Source organism: Actinomycetota bacterium (assembly GCA_030682655.1).
Taxonomy (GTDB): Bacteria; Actinomycetota; Coriobacteriia; order Anaerosomatales; family JAUXNU01; genus JAUXNU01.
Genome location: JAUXNU010000151.1, coordinates 80,643 through 98,599 on the forward strand (window position 1 = coordinate 80,643; position 17,957 = coordinate 98,599).

Here is a 17,957-nt window from a genome sequence, read left to right on the forward strand (position 1 = left end):
GGGGGTATCAGTCCAAGGGTATCAGTCCAAGCGAAGGGAGGAACCATGAGTCGTCGCATTATTGTCGTCTTGCATCTCGTTGTTCTGCTGCTTGCGTCTTCGGTGACGCATGCATTCGCGGAGGAGAGCCTGCCACACTACGTGCTTGGCTATCAGTACTCGAAGTCGTATGCGGGCATGCAGGGCAGCATCTGGGCCTACAACTGGTTCACGACCGAGAATGAGCCTGGCGGGCATCACGTCAGTTCGTTCTACATCAACCCAGATGGCTGGGAAGGGCTGATGGATGACTACATCGAAGCCGGTCTCTGCAAGGGTGCGTTCACAATCTACTCCGGTAGCGGAGATCAGCGCCCGGTGTTCTTCCATGCCTATGAGGACTATCCAAAGGTGGTCACTCAAGTGTATCGAGAGCACGGCAGGGCCAGCATCGGCGCGTGGCATACGGTGAAGATAGCAAACTACCAGACGTCCACCGGTGCCCCCAGTGACTGGTGTGTGTACTTCAACGGCGTTTGTCGCGTGGATTCGGCCCCGTATGGCTGGTACGTCGGACAGCCCATCACAGCCTCAGAACGGAAGCTGGTGACTGATCATAATCACTCAGCGTTCTCCGGACTGATGAATCGCAAGCTGTCCGGTACGCACGCGAACTGGACGTCCATCGCATACTACGACAATGACATCGGCTACCGCCCGTTCACGGTAGGCGGGAACGCGTGGAACTGCATCATACAGTAGCCCGAGTTCTGGAGGTCTCGAAGTGAACAGACAGCGTGAGTTGAAGAAGCTAGCAGTCTTGGCGGCAATGGTTCTGGTCGTATCGATTGTCGGCTGCGGAAGCGGCTCCGCGGACGTCGGGTCCAGCCCAGCTGCCCCCTCAGCATCGAAGTACGAGCCGACCGGCAATGAGACGTTTCCGGAGTTTGCGACGGTCGAAGAGGCCCAGAAACAGATTGCGTTCAAGCCAAAGGTGCCCGCGAAGGCGATCGGCAAGCTGAAGAAGGTCGTTGTGCGAGATGTTGACGGGGGGAAGGAGCTGCCCACGTCGAAGAAATCCGCTGACCTTCACTATGAGTCATTCTGGATCGCGGAGGCGCCCTTTGCCAGTGCGGAAGAAGCGGCAGCTCAGCTCGATAGATTGATGTCGCTGGACGAATCGCCAACGTACCTTATCGAGGTGTCGGTGCACGGCCTCAGAGCTCTTGCGCATGACCCAGTGAACATTCCCCTCACCGAGAACGCAGATGGGACCTTCTCAGGCGGTCTCAGAGTAGACGGCTCTTCGGTAGTCTGGGTCGACGGAAACATGCTCTACAACATGGCAAGCGACAAGCTGAAATACAGAGAGCTTCTCGACATCGCAGAGTCGATGTACTAGGCAAGTCACGGCGAGAGCTGCCCCATCTGGCATCGCTCTCAAGTCCAACTCCAGACGACACAAGTACAGCGCATCATCATTGGTCATGGGGCGGCGCTCTTTCTGCTTGAACCTTGGGCAGTCCTTGCAGAAGCGATGCGCCGCCCCAATCAGGGCGACAACGGACCCCGAAATGTCGCGACGACTCGGAGATAGGACAACCTAGTCGAGCACCTGTGCGATCCGGCGCACGACCTCATCGCTGACTGACGCTGTCCCGCCCACGATCACAAGACGTTCGCACGTGCCGGCACAGCTCTCGAGGTATAGCTCTGTCGCGCGGGGCAGCGACGAAGTCGCCGTCAGCACCAGCGGGTTCTTGTTCGCCGCTGCGAGCACGCCGCCGGTAACGGAGTCCGGGAATCTCTCCCCGGTCGCTACGTACACCTTGGTGACGACGAACCCGAATGAGCTCTGACACCACCGCGCAGCCTGCACCGCGACGTCGTAGCGAGTACCTGTCGTCCCAAACCGCTTCGCCGGTGCAGTCTCGCCCGTCACGGCCAACAGCTGCTTCATCGCCGCGTCACCGATAGTGTTCGGTCCGCCGAAGACTGCGCACTGCGTGGCCCCGAGGTCGCGGAGAACGTTCCCCGAACCGGCGGGTAGTCTGCTCGAGGCGATCAGCACGACGGGGCGTCCCGATCCGGCCGACGTCGCGCTCGCGATGGCCGCATCAGTCCACTTCTCGCCGGATGCTACGAGCACCATCGACCCGTCCGCTCCGAGCGCCTTCATCTTCATGGCAACGCTCGCAGCGGTCCCATAACGGTCGGTACCATACCGCGTGCTGCCGGCCAGGCGCTCAACGTTCGCAGAGCCGAAGACCGACGCGATGGTGCTCGCAACGACCGGCTTGACGCTGGCCGTCCCCCCGACGATGTAGGCTTTCGTCGCACCAAGGCCTTTGAGCCTTGTCAGCTCCGAGATCATGTCCTTGGTCAACGCATCGGCGTAGACGAGGAGTACCGGCCCCTTTGCAAGTCCTGCGAGCCCGGACGCGGTGAGCGAATCAGCATACTTGGCATCAGCGCCGTTGGCGATGACGACCGCTTGCGGCAGACTCCCCGTCGGATACAGGTTGCGTGAGACCTCGACCGCGGTTGTGTAGCGGTCGCTGTAGGCGATGCGATCGTACGGTACGCCCACGTAGTACTTGCGGCTCTTCAGTCCAAGAGCGCTCGAAAGAGTGTAGCCGCCGACTCCGGTTGACTTCGCACCGTTGGACCAGGTCAAGGTCACCGTATTCACGAATCCCGAGTCCGGGAAGCGGTAGATCGAGATCGACTTCACCCATACCGTGCTCCCGGCCCCGGAGGGCTCCCCCGTGATCTTGGGTGCGATGGCCTTGGCGATCTGCATGCCGTCCTTCGTCACAGATGGCCAGGGGTCGTTCGGGCTTCCGGCGTCATCGCAATACGGATCGTCGACTCCACCGAAGTAGGGGTACGACGTCGAGGGGAATCCCGTGCCCGTCCATATGTTTTCGATCTTGGCGGTATGCCCGCCTGAGCTCGAGTGGAAGAACGTCTGCACGACGTTGTCGTACGTGGACGGCGCCTTGCTGTGCTTCACGACCTTGCCGGCCGTCCCGTCGACAGCACTGTTCAGCGTATCGTTCTCTGAGCTGTATCCCACGTAGACCTGATCATCGGTATCACACTCGACCGCGCGGTTCACCTTGTAGGCGTAGTACGCGTACGAGCGCGCCATGACGGCCTGCGTCTTCAGTGCATCCATGTCCCAGGAAGCGCTCCCCATCTCGCCGGGAATGACGCCCTTGATGTAGCCCTCCATGCCGAGGAGATTGCGCAACTGCACGGTGCTCGTGCCGGCACGCAACTCCATGTCGCCGCGGTACCAGCGGTTCTCGAGCATGCGGTAGCCGGACTTCTCGGCGACCTGGATGATCCTCGGCGAGGCGTTGGTGGTCACGCGCACCTTGTCGCCGAGCGTGCCGAAGCTCGTCCCCTTGCTGCCGGTCGCCTTGACCTTGCCGCTCGCGGCAGTGAAGGTGACCGCCTCATCTGCCTGGCCAGCCGTACCGGCGACCGTGAGCAGCTTGCCTGTGGACGGTCGGAGCGTGTAGCTCGTCTTGAACGCGTGTGATGTGTCGAGGTAGACGGACATCTCTGGGTCGCCGATCGTGCCCAGATACGAGCCCGGGAAGTAGTACGTAGAGATCCACTCCCAGGACTTGCCGTGCTCGGCCCAGCCCTTTGCGCCCCACTGGCTCATACCGATACCGTGCCCCCAGCCAAAGCCGGTGAAGGTGAAGTCGGGGTATGCGGCCGCAACCGCCGGAGCAGGACCCGTCATCCCGATGCCGGCGCACAATGCGACGGCAAGTGCAAGGCGGACGATGCGGAGAAGCCGCACACGACCACGACTACAGTCATATCTGAGATACCTCACAAGCCGGGTCCTTCCAGGTAGCAGAGGCCACGAGCCTGCCGAAGCGAGCCTCTGGCCATCAGTAGCTGTTCATCTCCATCTTCACGAACATCTTCGATATGTACGCCGAGATCGAAGCGGGTCCACCCGCGACGACAGCATCGATCTCCTCGGCACGCCGATTGTAGACCCACTGGCGAACATACCCCGGCATGGCACTCTTGCCCACAAGGAGTATCGGCCGCCCTTCGCGAGCCGCGAGAGGTCCTACGACAAGCGCATCGGGAAACACCTGGGACGACGCTATGACCGGTCTCAACCGGGCGGCCTCGTCGTAGCGAGCGTTGAACACCGCCCAGTTGGTCTCGTAGCGCGTGGCACCGGCCAGTCGCGTGTACTCGATACCCTCGAGCACGGCCTCGGGCAGGGTCGTCGTGCCACCCACGACCGTGACCGGCCGCTGCTTGTCGCCGCCGACGATGTAGTCCTTGATCTGTGGGGCGAGCCGGGCTCGCGATGCGAGCAGTATCGGCTGGCCCTTCTGCGCGGCGCTGGCCGCGATGCTGAGCGCATCGGGGAAGACCTCGCCAGATGCGACAACGACCCCAGTCGAAGGCTCGCTGCTCATCTCGCGGGCGACGTTCATGGACACCTCGTAGCGGTCCCTGCCCCCGATGCGGCGGACCTGCGCCGGCTTGCTCACATCGAGTCCCGCCGCGGCCGCGGCCTCTCGCACCACGCTGTCGGGCACCGAGTCCGGGCCGCCCACGACGACTATCCGCGAGGGTGCGAGTCGCTTGATCTCGCCGGCGATCACGTTCGGCAGCTTGTCGCCACCGGTCGTCAGTATCGGGCCCCCAAGCTTGGTGGCGAGCGGTGCGGCCACGAGGCTGTCGGCGAACTTGACTCCCGACGCAAGGACGACCGCTGGAGCGCGATCCCACCCGGCCCGTGAGACTGCGGCTGCCGTCTCGTACCGGTCCGCGCCCCACCAGCGATCGAACGTCTCGTCGACAGTCCTGTCGGCGAACCGCTCGATTCCGTCGGCGATGCCGCGCGCGACCTTGCCTTGATACGACGACGACCGAAGCCGCGACAGCTCGGACGAGTTCGACATGAAGCCGCACTCGACGAGCACGGCTGGCATGTTGCTCCACCGGATCACGTAGAACTTCGCCGAGTGGACACCCCGGTCGGACGCACCGGTCGCGTCGATCAGCTCGTCTTGCACGTCCTCGGCGAACTGGTTTCCCAAGGGATCGTTCGGCGCGCGGTACGATTCCGCTCCAACAGCCGAGGAACTGGCGGCATTGTTGTGAATGGATACGAAGAGGTCGGCGCCGGACGCGTTGGCGACATCACAACGGGCCTGCAGATCCTGCCGAAGCCGGTCGGTCGAGTCGGTGGCTGGCCAATCGGAGTAGCGGTAGGCGTCAAGCTTGGAGTCCCACAGCCAGGTCTTGATGCCGCCGCCCCGGTAGACCTTGGTGTCATCCGACCGCGTGAGCGTTACGCGGTATCCGCGCGAGCGGAGAGTCGCGGCGACCTTCTTGGCTATCGCCAGGTTGAGAGTCTTCTCGGCAGTCCCACCGTAGTAGGCGCCCGAGTAGCCGCCGCCATGTCCGGCATCGATGGCGATGTGCAGCGAAGCGGGGCGGATGGGGTCAGCGAGGGCGGGAGTCGGAAGCGTGGCGCAGATCAGAACCGCAACACACGCGAACCTAACGAGACGCCAGAGACGGCGCTGTGTCGCCTGAGTGGAAAGCATACTCACCCAATCTGCTACGAATAGACTACGACTTCGACACGTTCAGGCCGTTCAACGTCGCAGTATAGCATCGCGCGCCCCTTCCGGCCAAAGCGGCTACTGGCGCGTCTGAACGAGCGTGCCCAATGGTACCTGCGGGAACAGCTCGAGCACGTCCTTGTTGTACATGCGAATGCATCCGTGTGACGCCTTCGTGCCGATGACCCATTCCTGGTTGGTGCCGTGTATCCCATACGCCGTATAGACGTAGCGGGAGCCGCTCTTCCGGAACAGACGCATCTTCCTCGGTCCATAGACGCTGGTCGGGCTCGTGTGGTACTTCGCGAGAATCTTCCATAGCGCCGGCGGCGTTTCCATGCCGTCGCGGCCGATCGCTATCGGATATGCCCTCACGAGCACGTCGTTCTTCACCCAGTAGAGCCTGAAATCCGACTTGTCGATCACGATGCTCGTCGACGCCGGATACGACAAGCGTCGTATCGTCTTCGTCGACGACCCGCTCTTGCCGTCCGGATTCCCGGCCACCAGCTTCAACGTCCCGCCGTCCTTGGGCATCTCCATGGCCCCGAAATCAACCGTCGCAAACGGCACGGCCGTCCTCGTTCCCACGAGCTTGGTGCCGGCGTAAAGCGCCACCGTCGTGGTGTTGACTCCAAGGCGGGTCTTCACTCGACCCTTCTTGGCCGTCCGCGAATCCGGCGACAGGAACAACGGCGCTGCCGGCGCCCCTGCAAGCTCCGACATCACACTCTTCGAGACGCTGTGAGATCCGCCCAGAACCAGACACCGGCCAACCGGCCCATACGCCCCGCCAAGGACCCTTGCCGGGTCTTGCGATATGTTCCGCGTCTCAGTAAGGAGCAGCGGTCCACCAAGGCGGCCCATCAGGGCAGCGCCCGTCACCGCATCGGGCAGCTTGGCCACGAGTGCCACGTCAGCTGTCCCAAGGAGACCGCGCTTCACGGCTGCCCGCGCTATCTCGGCCGAGGTTGCGTACCGGTTGGCGCCTGACCAACGCGCACTCGCGCGAACGGCGCTGGCAGTGGTCTTCGAGACCGTCGCGGTGCCGCCTGCCACGACCACGTCAGTCGCCGCAAGCGACCTGAGAGCCGAGGCGGTAGGCCCGGGAACCGAATCACGAGCCACAAGCAGAATCGGCACACCCCTGGCCGCAGATACGGCAGACAGGGAGAGTGCGTCGAAGAACGTGTTTGCGTCGGCGCCATTGGCAACGAACACGGTGCCGGGCCGGGTGCGACCGGTCTGAGCCGCGATGTCGCGTACTCGCAGCGCGATGCCCCGTGCCAGGTCATAACGGGTACCGTTCGGCCAGGGCTGCTCGATTCTGCCGCGTCCCACGATGGCACGCATCTCCTTGATGCGTGCCCAAGGCACAGACCTTGAGCCACCTACGACGTGAACCGTCACGGTCGTGTTCACCGAGACCATGTCTCGCAGCGCCGATTCCACGACGGCCGGAGTGTCTGATGCCTTCACAAGCAGGAGCGGCGCGTCGTAGGCCCAGGAGAGGCTTGCCGCCGCAAGAGGGTCCGCCGCCGCACGGTCCTCGCCCGAGGCGACGATCACGTGTCTGACGCCTGCCCATCCCGGATACGCCTTCTTGGCGATCGCAACCGCAGTGTCGTAGCGGTTCTGTCCGGCGATTCGCTCGGCTGATACCTCGACCTTGGCTACACCGTCCGGCCAGGTCGCGGCAACAGCACCGGGCGGTGCCCAGACGAGCGAGACGAGCAATGCTGTCAGGAGCACGAAGTGCAGGAGAACTGGGGCGACTCGTCGGGTATGGCGGGGCGCCGCTTTCAGGCAAGCGCAGCTCAACGTCAGCGCCGCATCGCGCGAGTCACTCATCGGTGTGTCCTCCGCTGTCGGTCGGGCTCGCCCGTCCAGTGTATCCGCGAGCGGCCCATCCGCGCTACCGCGTCGCCAGCCCGCCAGTCCGGCAATGCGGCTGGACGCTACTTCTTGGGTTTGACGTCCGTGAGGAACAGTGCACCAACATCGCCGCGGGCTCGAACCTCGACGGTCCCGACGTACGTACCGCCCACTTCAATCACCTCGGCAGCCATCGGTGATGTCCAAAGGCTGGCGTTCGCGCCGGTCATGTCGCGGAACTCGTCCGTCTGACCGCTACGGCCCACCGACTTCTCGATCTTGGCGACAAGATGACCGCTTGTCGGTCCGCCCGGTCCCCACCCGTAGGGGGAGAACGTCATCTCATAGACCGCCGATGTGAAGCCTTCTGGAAGCTTCAGCAGCCCGAGAGTCTTGGGGGGCGGCGCGGTAAGCGTTGCAAGCTCGCTGCCCTCCTTGGCGATGGGCTGGTTCTGAGGCCCTCCGGGTGGAGGCGTGATCTTGCCGTCCGAGGAGGTGCCATCGGGATTGTCGGCCATCTGCGCCGGGTCGGTGCCCGGCGTGGCGGTCGTGTCCGCACCCGCTGTGCCGGTGCCGTCGGTGGACTCAAGCGAACTCGGGAAGCCGCTTGGGGTGTCTCCCGACCGCATCGCCAGGGCGATACCGGCGCCGACCAACGCCACGAACGCGAGTGCGAGAACGGCCATGCCTGCGCGGGTCTTGAAGAACCCGACGATCCCCGAGAGCGTGCCTTCGCTGGCTTCGCCCTCGGTGCGACTCTTGGAGTCACCTTCACTCACGCGGATCCCCCTTGCAGCACAACGCGGCCAGACGGCCGCGGCTGATACGACAGGACGAATACTACCGTCGCGCATCTGGGGGCGCAATCTTGCGGGGCACTCAGGTTTGTGGCGGACAAGTGGAGATTTCCATCCCGTAGATCCCTCGCTCCGTCCCCTGCAGGCGCCACGCGCGTCGATAACGCCCGGGTTAACCACCGTCCAGCACGCGGTCCAGCACGCGGACCCGTTGGAAGCTGGCAAACGAACATGTGTTCGTATATGCTGGGCCAATGAATGCCACTTCGTGACAAGCCCTCTAGTCTTGCTACGATAGTTAGATTGGGATCTGACCTGGATGCAGCGGAAGGGGAGCACGCCTTGAACTTCAACTCGGTTGAGATCTGCTCAGGAGCAGGTGGCCAAGCGTTTGGATTGGAGATGGCTGGGTTCGACCATTCCGCGCTAGTGGAGATCGAACCGGTTGCTTGCGAGACTCTTCGGGCGAACCGGCCCCATTGGAACGTCATCCAGCGCGACTTGTGCGCGTTTGACGCGACCGAGTACAAGGGCGTGGACCTTCTCGCGGGTGGCGTGCCATGCCCGCCGTTCTCCAAGGCTGGCAAGCAGCTGGGCGCCCGCGACGAGCGTGACTTGTTCCCAGAGGCTATTCGTTTAGTCGACGAGTGCCGCCCGGCCGCCGTAATGCTCGAGAACGTCCGCGGCCTTCTGGACGCAGTATTCGACGACTATCGCAACAAGGTTGAACATCAACTCAGCAGCCTTGGATATGTGCCTGGGTGGCGTCTGCTCAACGCATCCGATTTTGGTGTCTCTCAGCTGCGGCCAAGGGTCGTATTCGTTGGGATCCGGAAGGACATCGCAAATCGATTCGAATGGCCGGTACCCCACACGGTCGAACCCTCAACAGTGGGTGAACTCCTGCACGACCTCATGGGGGCAAACGGCTGGCGTGCTGTTGACGAATGGCGCAAGCGCGCGAACAGCATCGCACCGACGCTAGTCGGCGGGTCCAAGAAGCACGGTGGACCCGATCTCGGTCCGACACGCGCCCGCCACGCTTGGGAGTCTCTGGGTGTGGACGGACGCGGATTGTGGGACGCAGCTCCAGATCCCGATTTCGTGGGTATGCCGCGTCTAACCACGCGGATGACCGCGCGAGTGCAGGGCTTCCCTGATGACTGGCAGTTTGCAGGGCGCAAGACAGCCACGTATCGGCAGATCGGCAATGCCTTCCCACCGCCCGTCGCGGAAGCCGTGGCTCGGCAGATAGCCAAGGCGTTGTCCACAAGACGTAGCTTCAAGGTCGCCTGATGTATGAACGCGCTGAGTTCGCCATGGCCAGGAGGGCTTTCCACGAGGCTCTGCTGGAATCGTGCCTGACTGTCGACCTCCAAGGGCGACCGAGCAACAGCGACGGCTCAAACCAGACGAGCATCAAGATTGCGAAGGGGATTGCGGATCTGCTGAAGGCAGAGACCGTTGGCAAACGCGCAGCGGGTCAGACCTCCGGGCACCAGTTTGAGTCGCTATGCGCCGACTATGTGAGGCAGACATTCCTCAAGCTCGGACACCTGAGACCCGGAAGATGGGAGGTGCAGCACGTTAGAGGCCGCAACCGGCTCGAGATCGCCCGCTACGAGCAGTACTCCCATCTAGTTGCCCTCGACAACGCCGCCAAGAGCGACCCGGAGCTGGCGGCGGCGCTCGGAAGTGACTACACAATCACTCCGGATGTCGTCATCGTCAGAGACACGGAAGATGACGAGACGATCAACACCCCTCACCTGCTGGTGAACGACCGTGTCGCGACACTGGCGAGTCTGAGGCGCAGGGAGGGTGGCCTCCCCCTTCTGCATGCGAGCATCTCCTGCAAGTGGACCATCCGCAGTGACCGCGCACAGAACGCGAGGTCAGAGGCGCTGAACCTGGTCCGCAATCGCAAGGGGCGGCTGCCGCACGTGGTCGTAGTGACTGCAGAGCCAACTCCCAGTAGGCTCGCGTCCATTGCCTTGGGCACCGGCGACGTCGATTGCGTATACCACTTCGCGCTCTATGAGCTACGGGAGACCCTCGAGTTACTCGACATGCAAGACGCCGCTGACATGCTAACCGTCATGGTTGACGGTGACCGTCTGAAGGACGTGTCCGACTTGCCGCTTGATCTCGCCGTCTAGGGACCGCGCATGGCGATGAGCCGGAGTGAGAACATGCGCCGCATCCGCAGTGAGGACACGCTGCCGGAGTTGGAGCTGCGCAAGGTCCTCCGGGAGCTCGGGTACACGGGCTATCGTCTTCACCGGAGTGATGTTCCCGGCAAGCCTGATGTTGCGTTCGTCGGAAGAGGGAAGGCGATCTTCGTACATGGCTGCTTCTGGCATGGCCACGACTGCCATGAGGGAACACGCAAGCCCAAGTCGAATCAGGACTACTGGATTCCAAAGATCCAGCGAAACCGGGATCGAGACGCCGCGAACGCCCGCCGTCTCGTCGAGGCCGGATGGACGGTTCTGGTTGTGTGGGAGTGCGAACTCCACGACACCGAGGCTCTGACAGAGCGGCTGGTCACCTTCATGAGTTAGCGGCACGGGAGATCACAGGACGTGGATAACCCGCGCATCAACACCGACGCGCGCGGTTGCCGTACTCTGTAAGCGCTGGCGCGCGGGTTATCCGCAAACACGTTACCACCCGGCTGACACCCCCTACCCCCTGTGATACCCTAGCCGGGGCGCCTGGCGCCCTCGAGAAACCGACGATGGAGAAACGAATGCCCTGGTCAGTGACGGTGGTTGGCACCGGCTACGTCGGCCTGGTTTCGGCTGCGTGTCTCGCGGCTTCCGGTCACGATGTGACCGGCGTGGATATCGACGAGTCCAAGGTGGCCATGCTGCGCGACGGTAAGAGCCCGATCTACGAACCGGGACTTGAAGACGTGCTGGCGAAAGGCCTTGCGGACGGCAACCTGAGCTTCTCAACCCCCGAGGGCGGATGGTCAGAGCTTCTGGGCGATATCGTGATCATCGCTGTCGGTACGCCGATGGCCGACAACGGGGCAGCCGATCTGAGCTACGTGCGGGCAGCGGTCTCCGAGATCGCCAAGGCAGCGACCAAGCCGATCACGCTCGTCATGAAGTCCACCGTCCCTCCGGGGACTGGCATGCACCTCCGCGCACGCTTCCTCCAAGATGCCGCGGTGCCGATCCGGTACTGCTCCAACCCCGAGTTCCTCCGCGAAGGCCACGCCGTCGAAGACTGGTTCAAGACCGACCGCATCGTGCTCGGCGCCGAGGACCCGCAGGCCGTCGAGGACATGAAGTCGCTGTACTCCGACATCGACGCCCCGATTGTCGCAACCGACATCGCAAGCGCGGAGACGATCAAGTACGCGAGCAACGCGTTTCTATCGACCAAGATCTCCTTCATCAACGAGATCGCCAACCTGTGCGACCGTGTAGGCGCCGACATCGACGATGTCTCGCATGGAATCGGACTCGACGCCCGAATCGGCTCGCAGTTCCTCAGCGCAGGCATCGGCTACGGCGGCTCGTGCTTCCCCAAGGACACCCGCGCCCTCGACTTCATCTCGACACTCCACGGCTACCAGTTCAACCTGCTCAAAGCCGTCATCGAGGTCAACAACCGCCAGCGCCTGCTCCCGGTGACGCGTTTGCGTCGCCGCATCCCCGACATGACCGGACACCGCGTCGCCGTCCTCGGCCTGTCGTTCAAGCCGCACACCGACGACGTGCGCGAGTCCCCCGCCCTCGACATAGTTCCCCTGCTCGCCGAGGAGGGTGCCGATGTCGTCATCTACGACCCCCTCGCGGCCGAGATACCCGTCGCTGGCGCGAGCCGGGTCGACACTGTGTGGGAAGCGCTCGAGGGTGCCTCGGCTGCTGTGCTCGTCACCGAGTGGCCCGAGTTCGTAGGCCTCGACTGGTCTCGTGTGCGCAGCGTGATGGCCGACCCGGGCATCATCTTCGACGGCCGAAACATCCTCGATGCGGATGCCGTCTCCTTGGCGGGGCTGGAGTACATGGCGGTTGGCCGGGGCAGGTTGCAGATCTCGAACGACCTGTAGCCATGCGAGTCCTGTACGTCCACCAGTTCTTCGCGACGCGGGACTCCTCGCTTGGGCTCATCCGCTCATACGAGTTCGCACGGCGCATGGTGGACGACGGGCACCAGGTCACCATGGTGACGAGCAGCTCGCGCCTGCCCGAGGAGTACTCACGCAAGATGTTCGTCCGCGGGACCATCGACGGCATCGACGTGCGCTCTGTGCACATCACCTACTCGAACTACATGAGCTACCCGCGTCGAATCTGGTCGTTCGCGATGTTCATGTTCGGGGCCACATGGCTTGCGGTCACCGGACCCAGGCCTGATGTGGTGTTCGCCACATCGACACCGCTCACTGTCGGCATTCCCGGCTGGATCGCAGCGGCATTGCGCGGCGCGCCCTTCGTGTTCGAGGTCCGCGATCTGTGGCCGGAGGCAGCCATCCAGATAGGCGCGATCAGGCCGAACAGCCTGCTCGCCCGTCTTGGCACCGCACTCGAGCGCTTCCTCTACCGGCGCGCGAAGGCGATCATCGCCCTTTCTCCCGGTATGGTCGACGGGGTCGTTTCGACCGGAATCGCCCCCGAAAGGGTCCACATGATTCCGAACGCCTGCGATCTCGACCTCTTCGAGCCCGGCGACAAGGACCCCGAACTCGTCGAGCGGTTCAGCCTGGGCGACAAGTTCGTTGTCGGCTACGCCGGGGCCATAGCACCCACCAACGCGCTCGAAGACTCGGTGCCGGAAGCCGCCCGCATCCTTGCCGGGCGCGGACGGGACGACATCGTGTTCCTCATCGCCGGCGACGGCAAGTCGCTTCCAACCCTCTTGCAGGCCAAGGAGGACGGCGGGCTCGACAACCTCGTGCTGGCCGGGACTCTTCCTAAACGCGAGGTACCCCGCCTGCTCCGAACAGCAGATGTCCTGATGACACTCTTCAAGGATCTGCCGATTCTGGCGACGAACTCGCCCAACAAGTTCTTCGACGGGCTCGCGACCGGTCGTCCGATGATCGTGAACTCCCCGGGTTGGACACGCGAACTCGTCGAGGAAGAAAGCGCCGGTGTCTTCGTCCCACCGGGTGATGGCGCAGCACTCGCCGACGCGATCGAGCAGATCGCCGACGATCCGGAGTCGGCTCTCGCAATGGGGGCAGCGGGCAGAGCGCTCGCGGAGCGCGAGTTCAGCCGCGACGAACTCGCCAGGCGCGTCATCGGCCTTCTTGGAGAGATCGTGCGTCGGTCGTATCGATAGCCTGCGGCGTTCCGAGCAGCGAGAGCGAAGCACCCTGCCGACACCCGTGACCTACTGCGTGATGGCCCTCTCACCGGCGGCGGCATACGCCTCCGGCCAGTCCTTTCCGACAACGACGAGAACGTCGGTGTTGAACAGATACATCCCTCTGCTCGAAATCACCTTGGCCGCCGGAAGCACGGCAGCCGCAGCGTTGGCCGCAGCGTTGGCCGCAGCGTCGCCCTCCCGGTAGACGACAAGCGTCTCGTCATAGACGAACTGGTTCGCGTTGCCGACCCCACGCACGTCGAACCCGGCGGTCTTGAGCGTGTCGGAACACTGTGCGGCGATTCCGCTGATGCCCCCGCCGTTGCGTATGGTGACCGTCACGTCTTGCGGTCTGATCTCACTCGCCTGGTCGGGCTCCTTGGCGGTCTCGATGTCCCCGCCTTCCTTGAACGCCGTCACCAGACGGTCCTTGAGCTCCTCGTCGGTCCAGACGTACGGGGTCCGCCACTCGCCCACGAGGGTGGCCGTTTGCACGCTATCCACAGCGAGCCCTCGCAAGGCACTCGCCACCCCGAACATCTTGCCAACACTCATGTCGGTTGTTGTGGCCTTCGCAAACTCGCGGATGGCCCCGGGAAGCTTGAACAGGTTGTCCCAACGGGTCGACTGCTTCGCAAGCGCCTTGAAGAAGGCCTGCTGGTGTTGCATCCGGGTGAAATCCGAGTCCGGGAAGTTGCGGCTTCGCACGTAGGTCAACGCGTACTCGCCGTCGAGAAGCTGGTATCCGGGATCGATGTGGCTCGCCTTGTGGTGCTTGCTGTGGCTCGCCGCCTTCCAGTCATCGATCTCTACGTCGACGTCGATGTAGACTCCCCCAAGCGCGTCGACGATGCTCTGGAAGCCTTCGAAGTCGATCTCCATGTAGTGGTTGATCGGAACGCCGAGGAACTTCTCGACGGTTTCGACGGCCAGCGCCGGTCCGCCATGGAAGTTGGCGGCGTTGATCTTCTCGATTCCATAGCCGGGGACCTCGACCCGGGTATCGCGCGGGATGGAGATCATCCAGACGCGCTTCGCTTCGGGATCCACCTTGGCCACGATGATCGTGTCCGCGCGCGCTGCCTCCTCATCCGGCCTGACATCGCTGCCAAGGAGAAGGATCGTGAACGGCTTCGCCGGCTCCGGCTTCGTGAGAACCTCCGCCAGCTTGTCGTCTTTGACGACATCGTCCTGGAACTCGTTGTTGATCGAGCGCATGAAGGCGTACGCCCACACGCCACCGGCGAGTATGAGCACGAGCAGCGCAAGCCCGATGATGGCGAGCACGCGCTTGCGCAGACCCTTGCGACGCTGTCGGTGAACGGGCAGTTCGGGCGACTCCTCGAGAGGCCCTCGCTTGCGCGAACGCGGTGGAGCCGGACGCGCGTCATCGAGCCGCGCAGTGCGGTGTGACGTGCGTGGCCCGCCTAGACCTTTGCTGTCTCGCGCCGAGTGCTTGCCCATGTCTCCTCAGTCGATGATTGTACGCATCTGATGGCCGCTGCGCCCCCCGGTCACAGGAACACCACATCTCACGGCGGCGGACCAGGACCTTTGCGGGGCGACCACTCCCCCTCGGTGGGCGAGAATCCCTTCACAGTCTGTATAAGCGGAGCGGTTCTCGCACCATCCGTGACGAAGCCGTTACGCAGGACTCGTTGCCTACAAGCGGACCACGTTGTCGCCATCGTGGGCTCTCAAAGCGTTGCGCGTGTCGAGAACCAGCGCCGCCGAGGAGGCAACAAGCTCGTAGTCCACGTTCGAGTGATCGGTCACCAGCAGAATCGCATCTGCGGCGGCGAGTTCCTCGGCAGTCAGGTCGACACGGGGAATCTCCGCGCCGGCAACGGTGAAGCGCGCCACGTAGGGGTCGTGGAAGACCAGGTCGGCTTCCTTGGCGAGAAGCAGTTCCGCGATCTTGATGGCCGGGGACTCCCGCATGTCGTCGATGTCGCTCTTGTACGCCACGCCAAGGATGAGCACGCGCGAACCACCAAGTGCCTTGCGGTGCCCGTTGAGAGCGTCCATCAGGCGCTGGACGACGTAGTACGGCATGAACTCGTTGGTCTTGCCGGATAGCTCGATGAACTCCGTATGGAAGTCGTACTCACGGGCCTTCCACGAGAGGTAGAACGGATCGATCGGGATGCAGTGACCGCCAAGGCCTGGGCCGGGATAGAACGGCATGAAGCCGAACGGCTTCGTCTTGGCCGCGTCGATTACTTCCCAAAGGTTGATGCCCATTCGCTCGGACAGCACCAGAAGCTCGTTCACGAGCGCGATGTTCACGCTCCGGAAGATGTTCTCGAGCAGCTTGGTCATCTCGGCTGCGCGGGTGGAACTGACAGGTACAACTGTGTCGATGAAGCGCTCGTATAGTGCGACAGCGTGAGCGGTGCACGCTGGCGTGACCCCGCCGACAACCTTCGGGGTGTTCTTGGTCTGGTGCGTCCTGTTGCCGGGGTCGACGCGCTCAGGTGAGAACGCAAGGTAGATATCGGTGCCGACAGTCAGCCCCGACCGCTCAATAATGGGCTGGATGATCTCCTCGGTCGTGCCTGGATAGGTGGTCGACTCGAGCGTGACGAGCATGTCAGCGTGCAGGTGCGGGGTGATCGACTCAGCCGCTCTTTCCATGTAGCTCGTGTCGGGCTCCTTCATGTCGTCGAGCGGTGTCGGCACGCAGATCGCCAAAGCGTCGCACTCGGACACGCGGGCGAAGTCGGTCGTCGCCTCAAATAGGCCGGCTTCAACGAGCGCGGTCAGATCCTCGACAGAGACATCGGGGATGTAGCTCGTGCCCGCGCCGGCGAGACCGACTTTCTCCGTCGAGACGTCGAACCCAACGACACGATGTCCCGCCTTGCCCATCTCGACAGCCAGCGGAAGGCCGACATAGCCGAGGCCAACCACACCAAGGACTGCGGTGCCGTCGGCGAGACGCTGATCGAGTGCCATGTGGAGTACCCCTCAGTTCGGACGGTCGGGAAGGTCGTTGCCCTGTCTCCCCAGTCAGGGACACGCTATCTTATCGCAAACATGAGCTCGCCAGCGCACGCGAGTTCTTCGCCAACGAACGCCCTCGCGGTGCCGAATCCGATCGGCCCACGACGCTTGGTGATCTCGACGACCATGCGCAGCGTCTCGCCGGGAACGACCTGCCGCTTGAATCTGACGCCATCGATCCCGCCGAAGAACGCAAGCTTCCCTCGGTTCTCCGCAAGCGAGAGCAGGGCAACCGCACCGACCTGCGCCATCGCCTCCACGACGAGAACGCCTGGCATGACGGCGTAGTCGGGAAAGTGGCCCGGGACCCAGAATGCGTCCTCCCGAACGTCCAGAAAGCCGACCGCCCGCTCGCCGGGAACCATGTCTTCGACGCGGTCCACGAGCAGGAAGGGAGTCCTGTGCGGGATGATCTCCTCGATTGCATGCTTGTCCAGCATCGGGCGGTCCCCTTCTGTCATGTCCCTCGTCACGGTCGCTCGTCGTCCTCGTGCAGTTCGATGTCGGCTCCGATAGACCGCAGCTTCTCGACGAATCGCTCGTATCCCCTGTCGATGTGGTGGACGTCGGCGACCTGCGTATAGCCCTCGGCAACCAGTGCCGCAAGCACAAGCGCCGCGCCTCCTCGAAGATCGGGGGAGCGAACGGGCGCTCCCGAGAGTCGCGTCACCCCCTTCACGAGCGCGTGATGGCTCTCGATGCGGATGTCCGCGCCCATACGGCTCAGTTCATCGGCGAACATGAACCTGTTCTCGAAGACGTTCTCGGTAATCACGCAGCTTCCCTCGGCCACTGTCATGAGCGCCATGAATTGCGCCTGCATGTCGGTCGGAAACCCAGGGTACGGCAGGGTCTGTGCATCGACAGCAGCGAGTGTTTCGCCGCGAGCGACGGTGACGCCGTCCTCGTGCCGCTCGACAGTGCACCCCGCCTGCACAAGCTTGGCAAGCAGTATGTCGAGGTGCGAGGGATCGAAACCCCGTACCCTGACGGGACCCCCGGCGATCGCTCCGGCGATCACGAACGTACCTGCCTCGATGCGGTCTCCCACAACGCGGTGGTCAGCAGGGTGCAGACGGTCCACGCCTTCGATCTGAATCACCGGCGAGCCTGCCCCTTCGATCCGCGCGCCCATGCCGTTCAGGAAAGCCGCGAGATCGGCGATCTCGGGTTCGCGCGCCGCGTTCTCGATCACAGTCGTTCCAGACGCAAGCACCGAAGCGGTCAGGAGATTCTCCGTCGCGCCGACGCTCGGGAAGTCCAGGGTCACGTTCGCAGAGTGCAGACCATGCGGTGCCGAAGCATGGATGTACCCGTGTCCAAGGACGATGTCGACGCCCAGCTCTTCGAG

At 63.3% G+C, this 17,957-nt stretch carries 15 protein-coding genes; 7 read left to right on the forward strand and 8 right to left on the reverse strand.

Annotated elements, in window-relative coordinates:
* Positions 1–45: 45 nt before the first annotated feature.
* Positions 46–741, forward strand: a complete 696-nt coding sequence (locus Q8K99_09890; protein ID MDP2182860.1) for a hypothetical protein — start codon at positions 46–48, stop codon at positions 739–741.
* Positions 742–763: 22 nt separating this feature from the next.
* Complete coding sequence (locus Q8K99_09895) at positions 764–1,381, forward strand: hypothetical protein (GenBank protein ID MDP2182861.1); 618 nt, start codon at positions 764–766, stop codon at positions 1,379–1,381.
* 201 nt (positions 1,382–1,582) lie between these two features.
* On the opposite strand, the gene Q8K99_09900 is transcribed toward Q8K99_09895, so the two are convergent.
* From Q8K99_09900 to Q8K99_09915, 4 genes are all read right to left on the reverse strand, one after another.
* A complete protein-coding gene (locus Q8K99_09900; GenBank protein MDP2182862.1) occupies positions 1,583–3,799 on the reverse strand; it encodes a cell wall-binding repeat-containing protein in 2,217 nt (738 codons plus the stop codon).
* A gap of 94 nt (positions 3,800–3,893) precedes the next feature.
* Positions 3,894–5,582 carry a cell wall-binding repeat-containing protein gene (locus tag Q8K99_09905; protein ID MDP2182863.1) on the reverse strand — a complete coding sequence of 563 codons (1,689 nt, stop codon included), beginning with the start codon at positions 5,580–5,582 and terminating at the stop codon, positions 3,894–3,896.
* 96 nt (positions 5,583–5,678) lie between these two features.
* Positions 5,679–7,451 (reverse strand): cell wall-binding repeat-containing protein, encoded by a 1,773-nt coding sequence (locus Q8K99_09910; protein MDP2182864.1) that lies wholly within the window; start codon positions 7,449–7,451, stop codon positions 5,679–5,681.
* Between the two features lie 107 nt (positions 7,452–7,558).
* On the reverse strand, positions 7,559–8,254 hold the full coding sequence (locus Q8K99_09915; GenBank protein MDP2182865.1) for a hypothetical protein: 696 nt from the start codon (positions 8,252–8,254) through the stop codon (positions 7,559–7,561).
* A 360-nt stretch (positions 8,255–8,614) separates the two neighbouring features.
* On the opposite strand from Q8K99_09915, the gene Q8K99_09920 reads away from it, so the two are divergent.
* The 5 genes from Q8K99_09920 (at position 8,615) to Q8K99_09940 (ending at position 13,573) form a co-directional block, all read left to right on the forward strand.
* Positions 8,615–9,568, forward strand: coding sequence for a DNA cytosine methyltransferase (locus Q8K99_09920; protein MDP2182866.1), 954 nt, complete (start codon positions 8,615–8,617; stop codon positions 9,566–9,568).
* Positions 9,568–10,431, forward strand: a complete 864-nt coding sequence (locus Q8K99_09925) for an NgoMIV family type II restriction endonuclease (GenBank protein ID MDP2182867.1) — start codon at positions 9,568–9,570, stop codon at positions 10,429–10,431. The genes Q8K99_09920 and Q8K99_09925 overlap by 1 nt, the downstream gene beginning before the upstream one ends.
* A 9-nt stretch (positions 10,432–10,440) precedes the next feature.
* A complete protein-coding gene (locus tag Q8K99_09930) occupies positions 10,441–10,836 on the forward strand; it encodes a very short patch repair endonuclease (protein MDP2182868.1) in 396 nt (131 codons plus the stop codon).
* A gap of 188 nt (positions 10,837–11,024) precedes the next feature.
* Entirely contained in the window at positions 11,025–12,338 is a 1,314-nt protein-coding gene (locus Q8K99_09935) for a UDP-glucose/GDP-mannose dehydrogenase family protein (protein ID MDP2182869.1), read from the forward strand.
* A gap of 2 nt (positions 12,339–12,340) precedes the next feature.
* Positions 12,341–13,573 carry a glycosyltransferase family 4 protein gene (locus Q8K99_09940; protein ID MDP2182870.1) on the forward strand — a complete coding sequence of 411 codons (1,233 nt, stop codon included), beginning with the start codon at positions 12,341–12,343 and terminating at the stop codon, positions 13,571–13,573.
* Between the two features lie 51 nt (positions 13,574–13,624).
* On the opposite strand, the gene Q8K99_09945 is transcribed toward Q8K99_09940, so the two are convergent.
* From Q8K99_09945 to Q8K99_09960, 4 genes are all read right to left on the reverse strand, one after another.
* The gene (locus Q8K99_09945) at positions 13,625–15,064 is read right to left on the reverse strand and encodes an LCP family protein (protein ID MDP2182871.1); all 1,440 of its coding nucleotides are present in this window, start codon (positions 15,062–15,064) and stop codon (positions 13,625–13,627) included.
* A 198-nt stretch (positions 15,065–15,262) separates the two neighbouring features.
* The gene (locus Q8K99_09950; GenBank protein ID MDP2182872.1) at positions 15,263–16,558 is read right to left on the reverse strand and encodes a nucleotide sugar dehydrogenase; all 1,296 of its coding nucleotides are present in this window, start codon (positions 16,556–16,558) and stop codon (positions 15,263–15,265) included.
* Between the two features lie 65 nt (positions 16,559–16,623).
* Positions 16,624–17,046: a 3-hydroxyacyl-ACP dehydratase FabZ gene (gene fabZ, locus Q8K99_09955; GenBank protein MDP2182873.1), complete on the reverse strand. Its 423-nt coding sequence runs from the start codon at positions 17,044–17,046 to the stop codon at positions 16,624–16,626.
* Positions 17,047–17,075: 29 nt separating this feature from the next.
* Positions 17,076–17,957, reverse strand: an 882-nt coding sequence (locus Q8K99_09960) for a UDP-N-acetylglucosamine 1-carboxyvinyltransferase (GenBank protein ID MDP2182874.1), incomplete at its 5' end; no start/stop codon positions are given.

Bases quoted from the DNA above. Each gene is read 5' to 3' on its own strand.
- Q8K99_09890 (MDP2182860.1), top strand. From the start codon at position 46: ATGAGTCGTCGCATTATTGTCGTCTTGCATCTCGTTGTTCTGCTGCTT.
- Q8K99_09905 (MDP2182863.1), bottom strand. From the start codon at position 5,582: ATGCTTTCCACTCAGGCGACACAGCGCCGTCTCTGGCGTCTCGTTAGG.
- Q8K99_09910 (MDP2182864.1), bottom strand. From the start codon at position 7,451: ATGAGTGACTCGCGCGATGCGGCGCTGACGTTGAGCTGCGCTTGCCTG.
- Q8K99_09925 (MDP2182867.1), top strand. From the start codon at position 9,568: ATGTATGAACGCGCTGAGTTCGCCATGGCCAGGAGGGCTTTCCACGAG.
- Q8K99_09930 (MDP2182868.1), top strand. From the start codon at position 10,441: ATGGCGATGAGCCGGAGTGAGAACATGCGCCGCATCCGCAGTGAGGAC.
- Q8K99_09935 (MDP2182869.1), top strand. From the start codon at position 11,025: ATGCCCTGGTCAGTGACGGTGGTTGGCACCGGCTACGTCGGCCTGGTT.
- Q8K99_09940 (MDP2182870.1), top strand. From the start codon at position 12,341: ATGCGAGTCCTGTACGTCCACCAGTTCTTCGCGACGCGGGACTCCTCG.
- Q8K99_09945 (MDP2182871.1), bottom strand. From the start codon at position 15,064: ATGGGCAAGCACTCGGCGCGAGACAGCAAAGGTCTAGGCGGGCCACGC.
- Q8K99_09950 (MDP2182872.1), bottom strand. From the start codon at position 16,558: ATGGCACTCGATCAGCGTCTCGCCGACGGCACCGCAGTCCTTGGTGTG.
- fabZ (MDP2182873.1), bottom strand. From the start codon at position 17,046: ATGCTGGACAAGCATGCAATCGAGGAGATCATCCCGCACAGGACTCCC.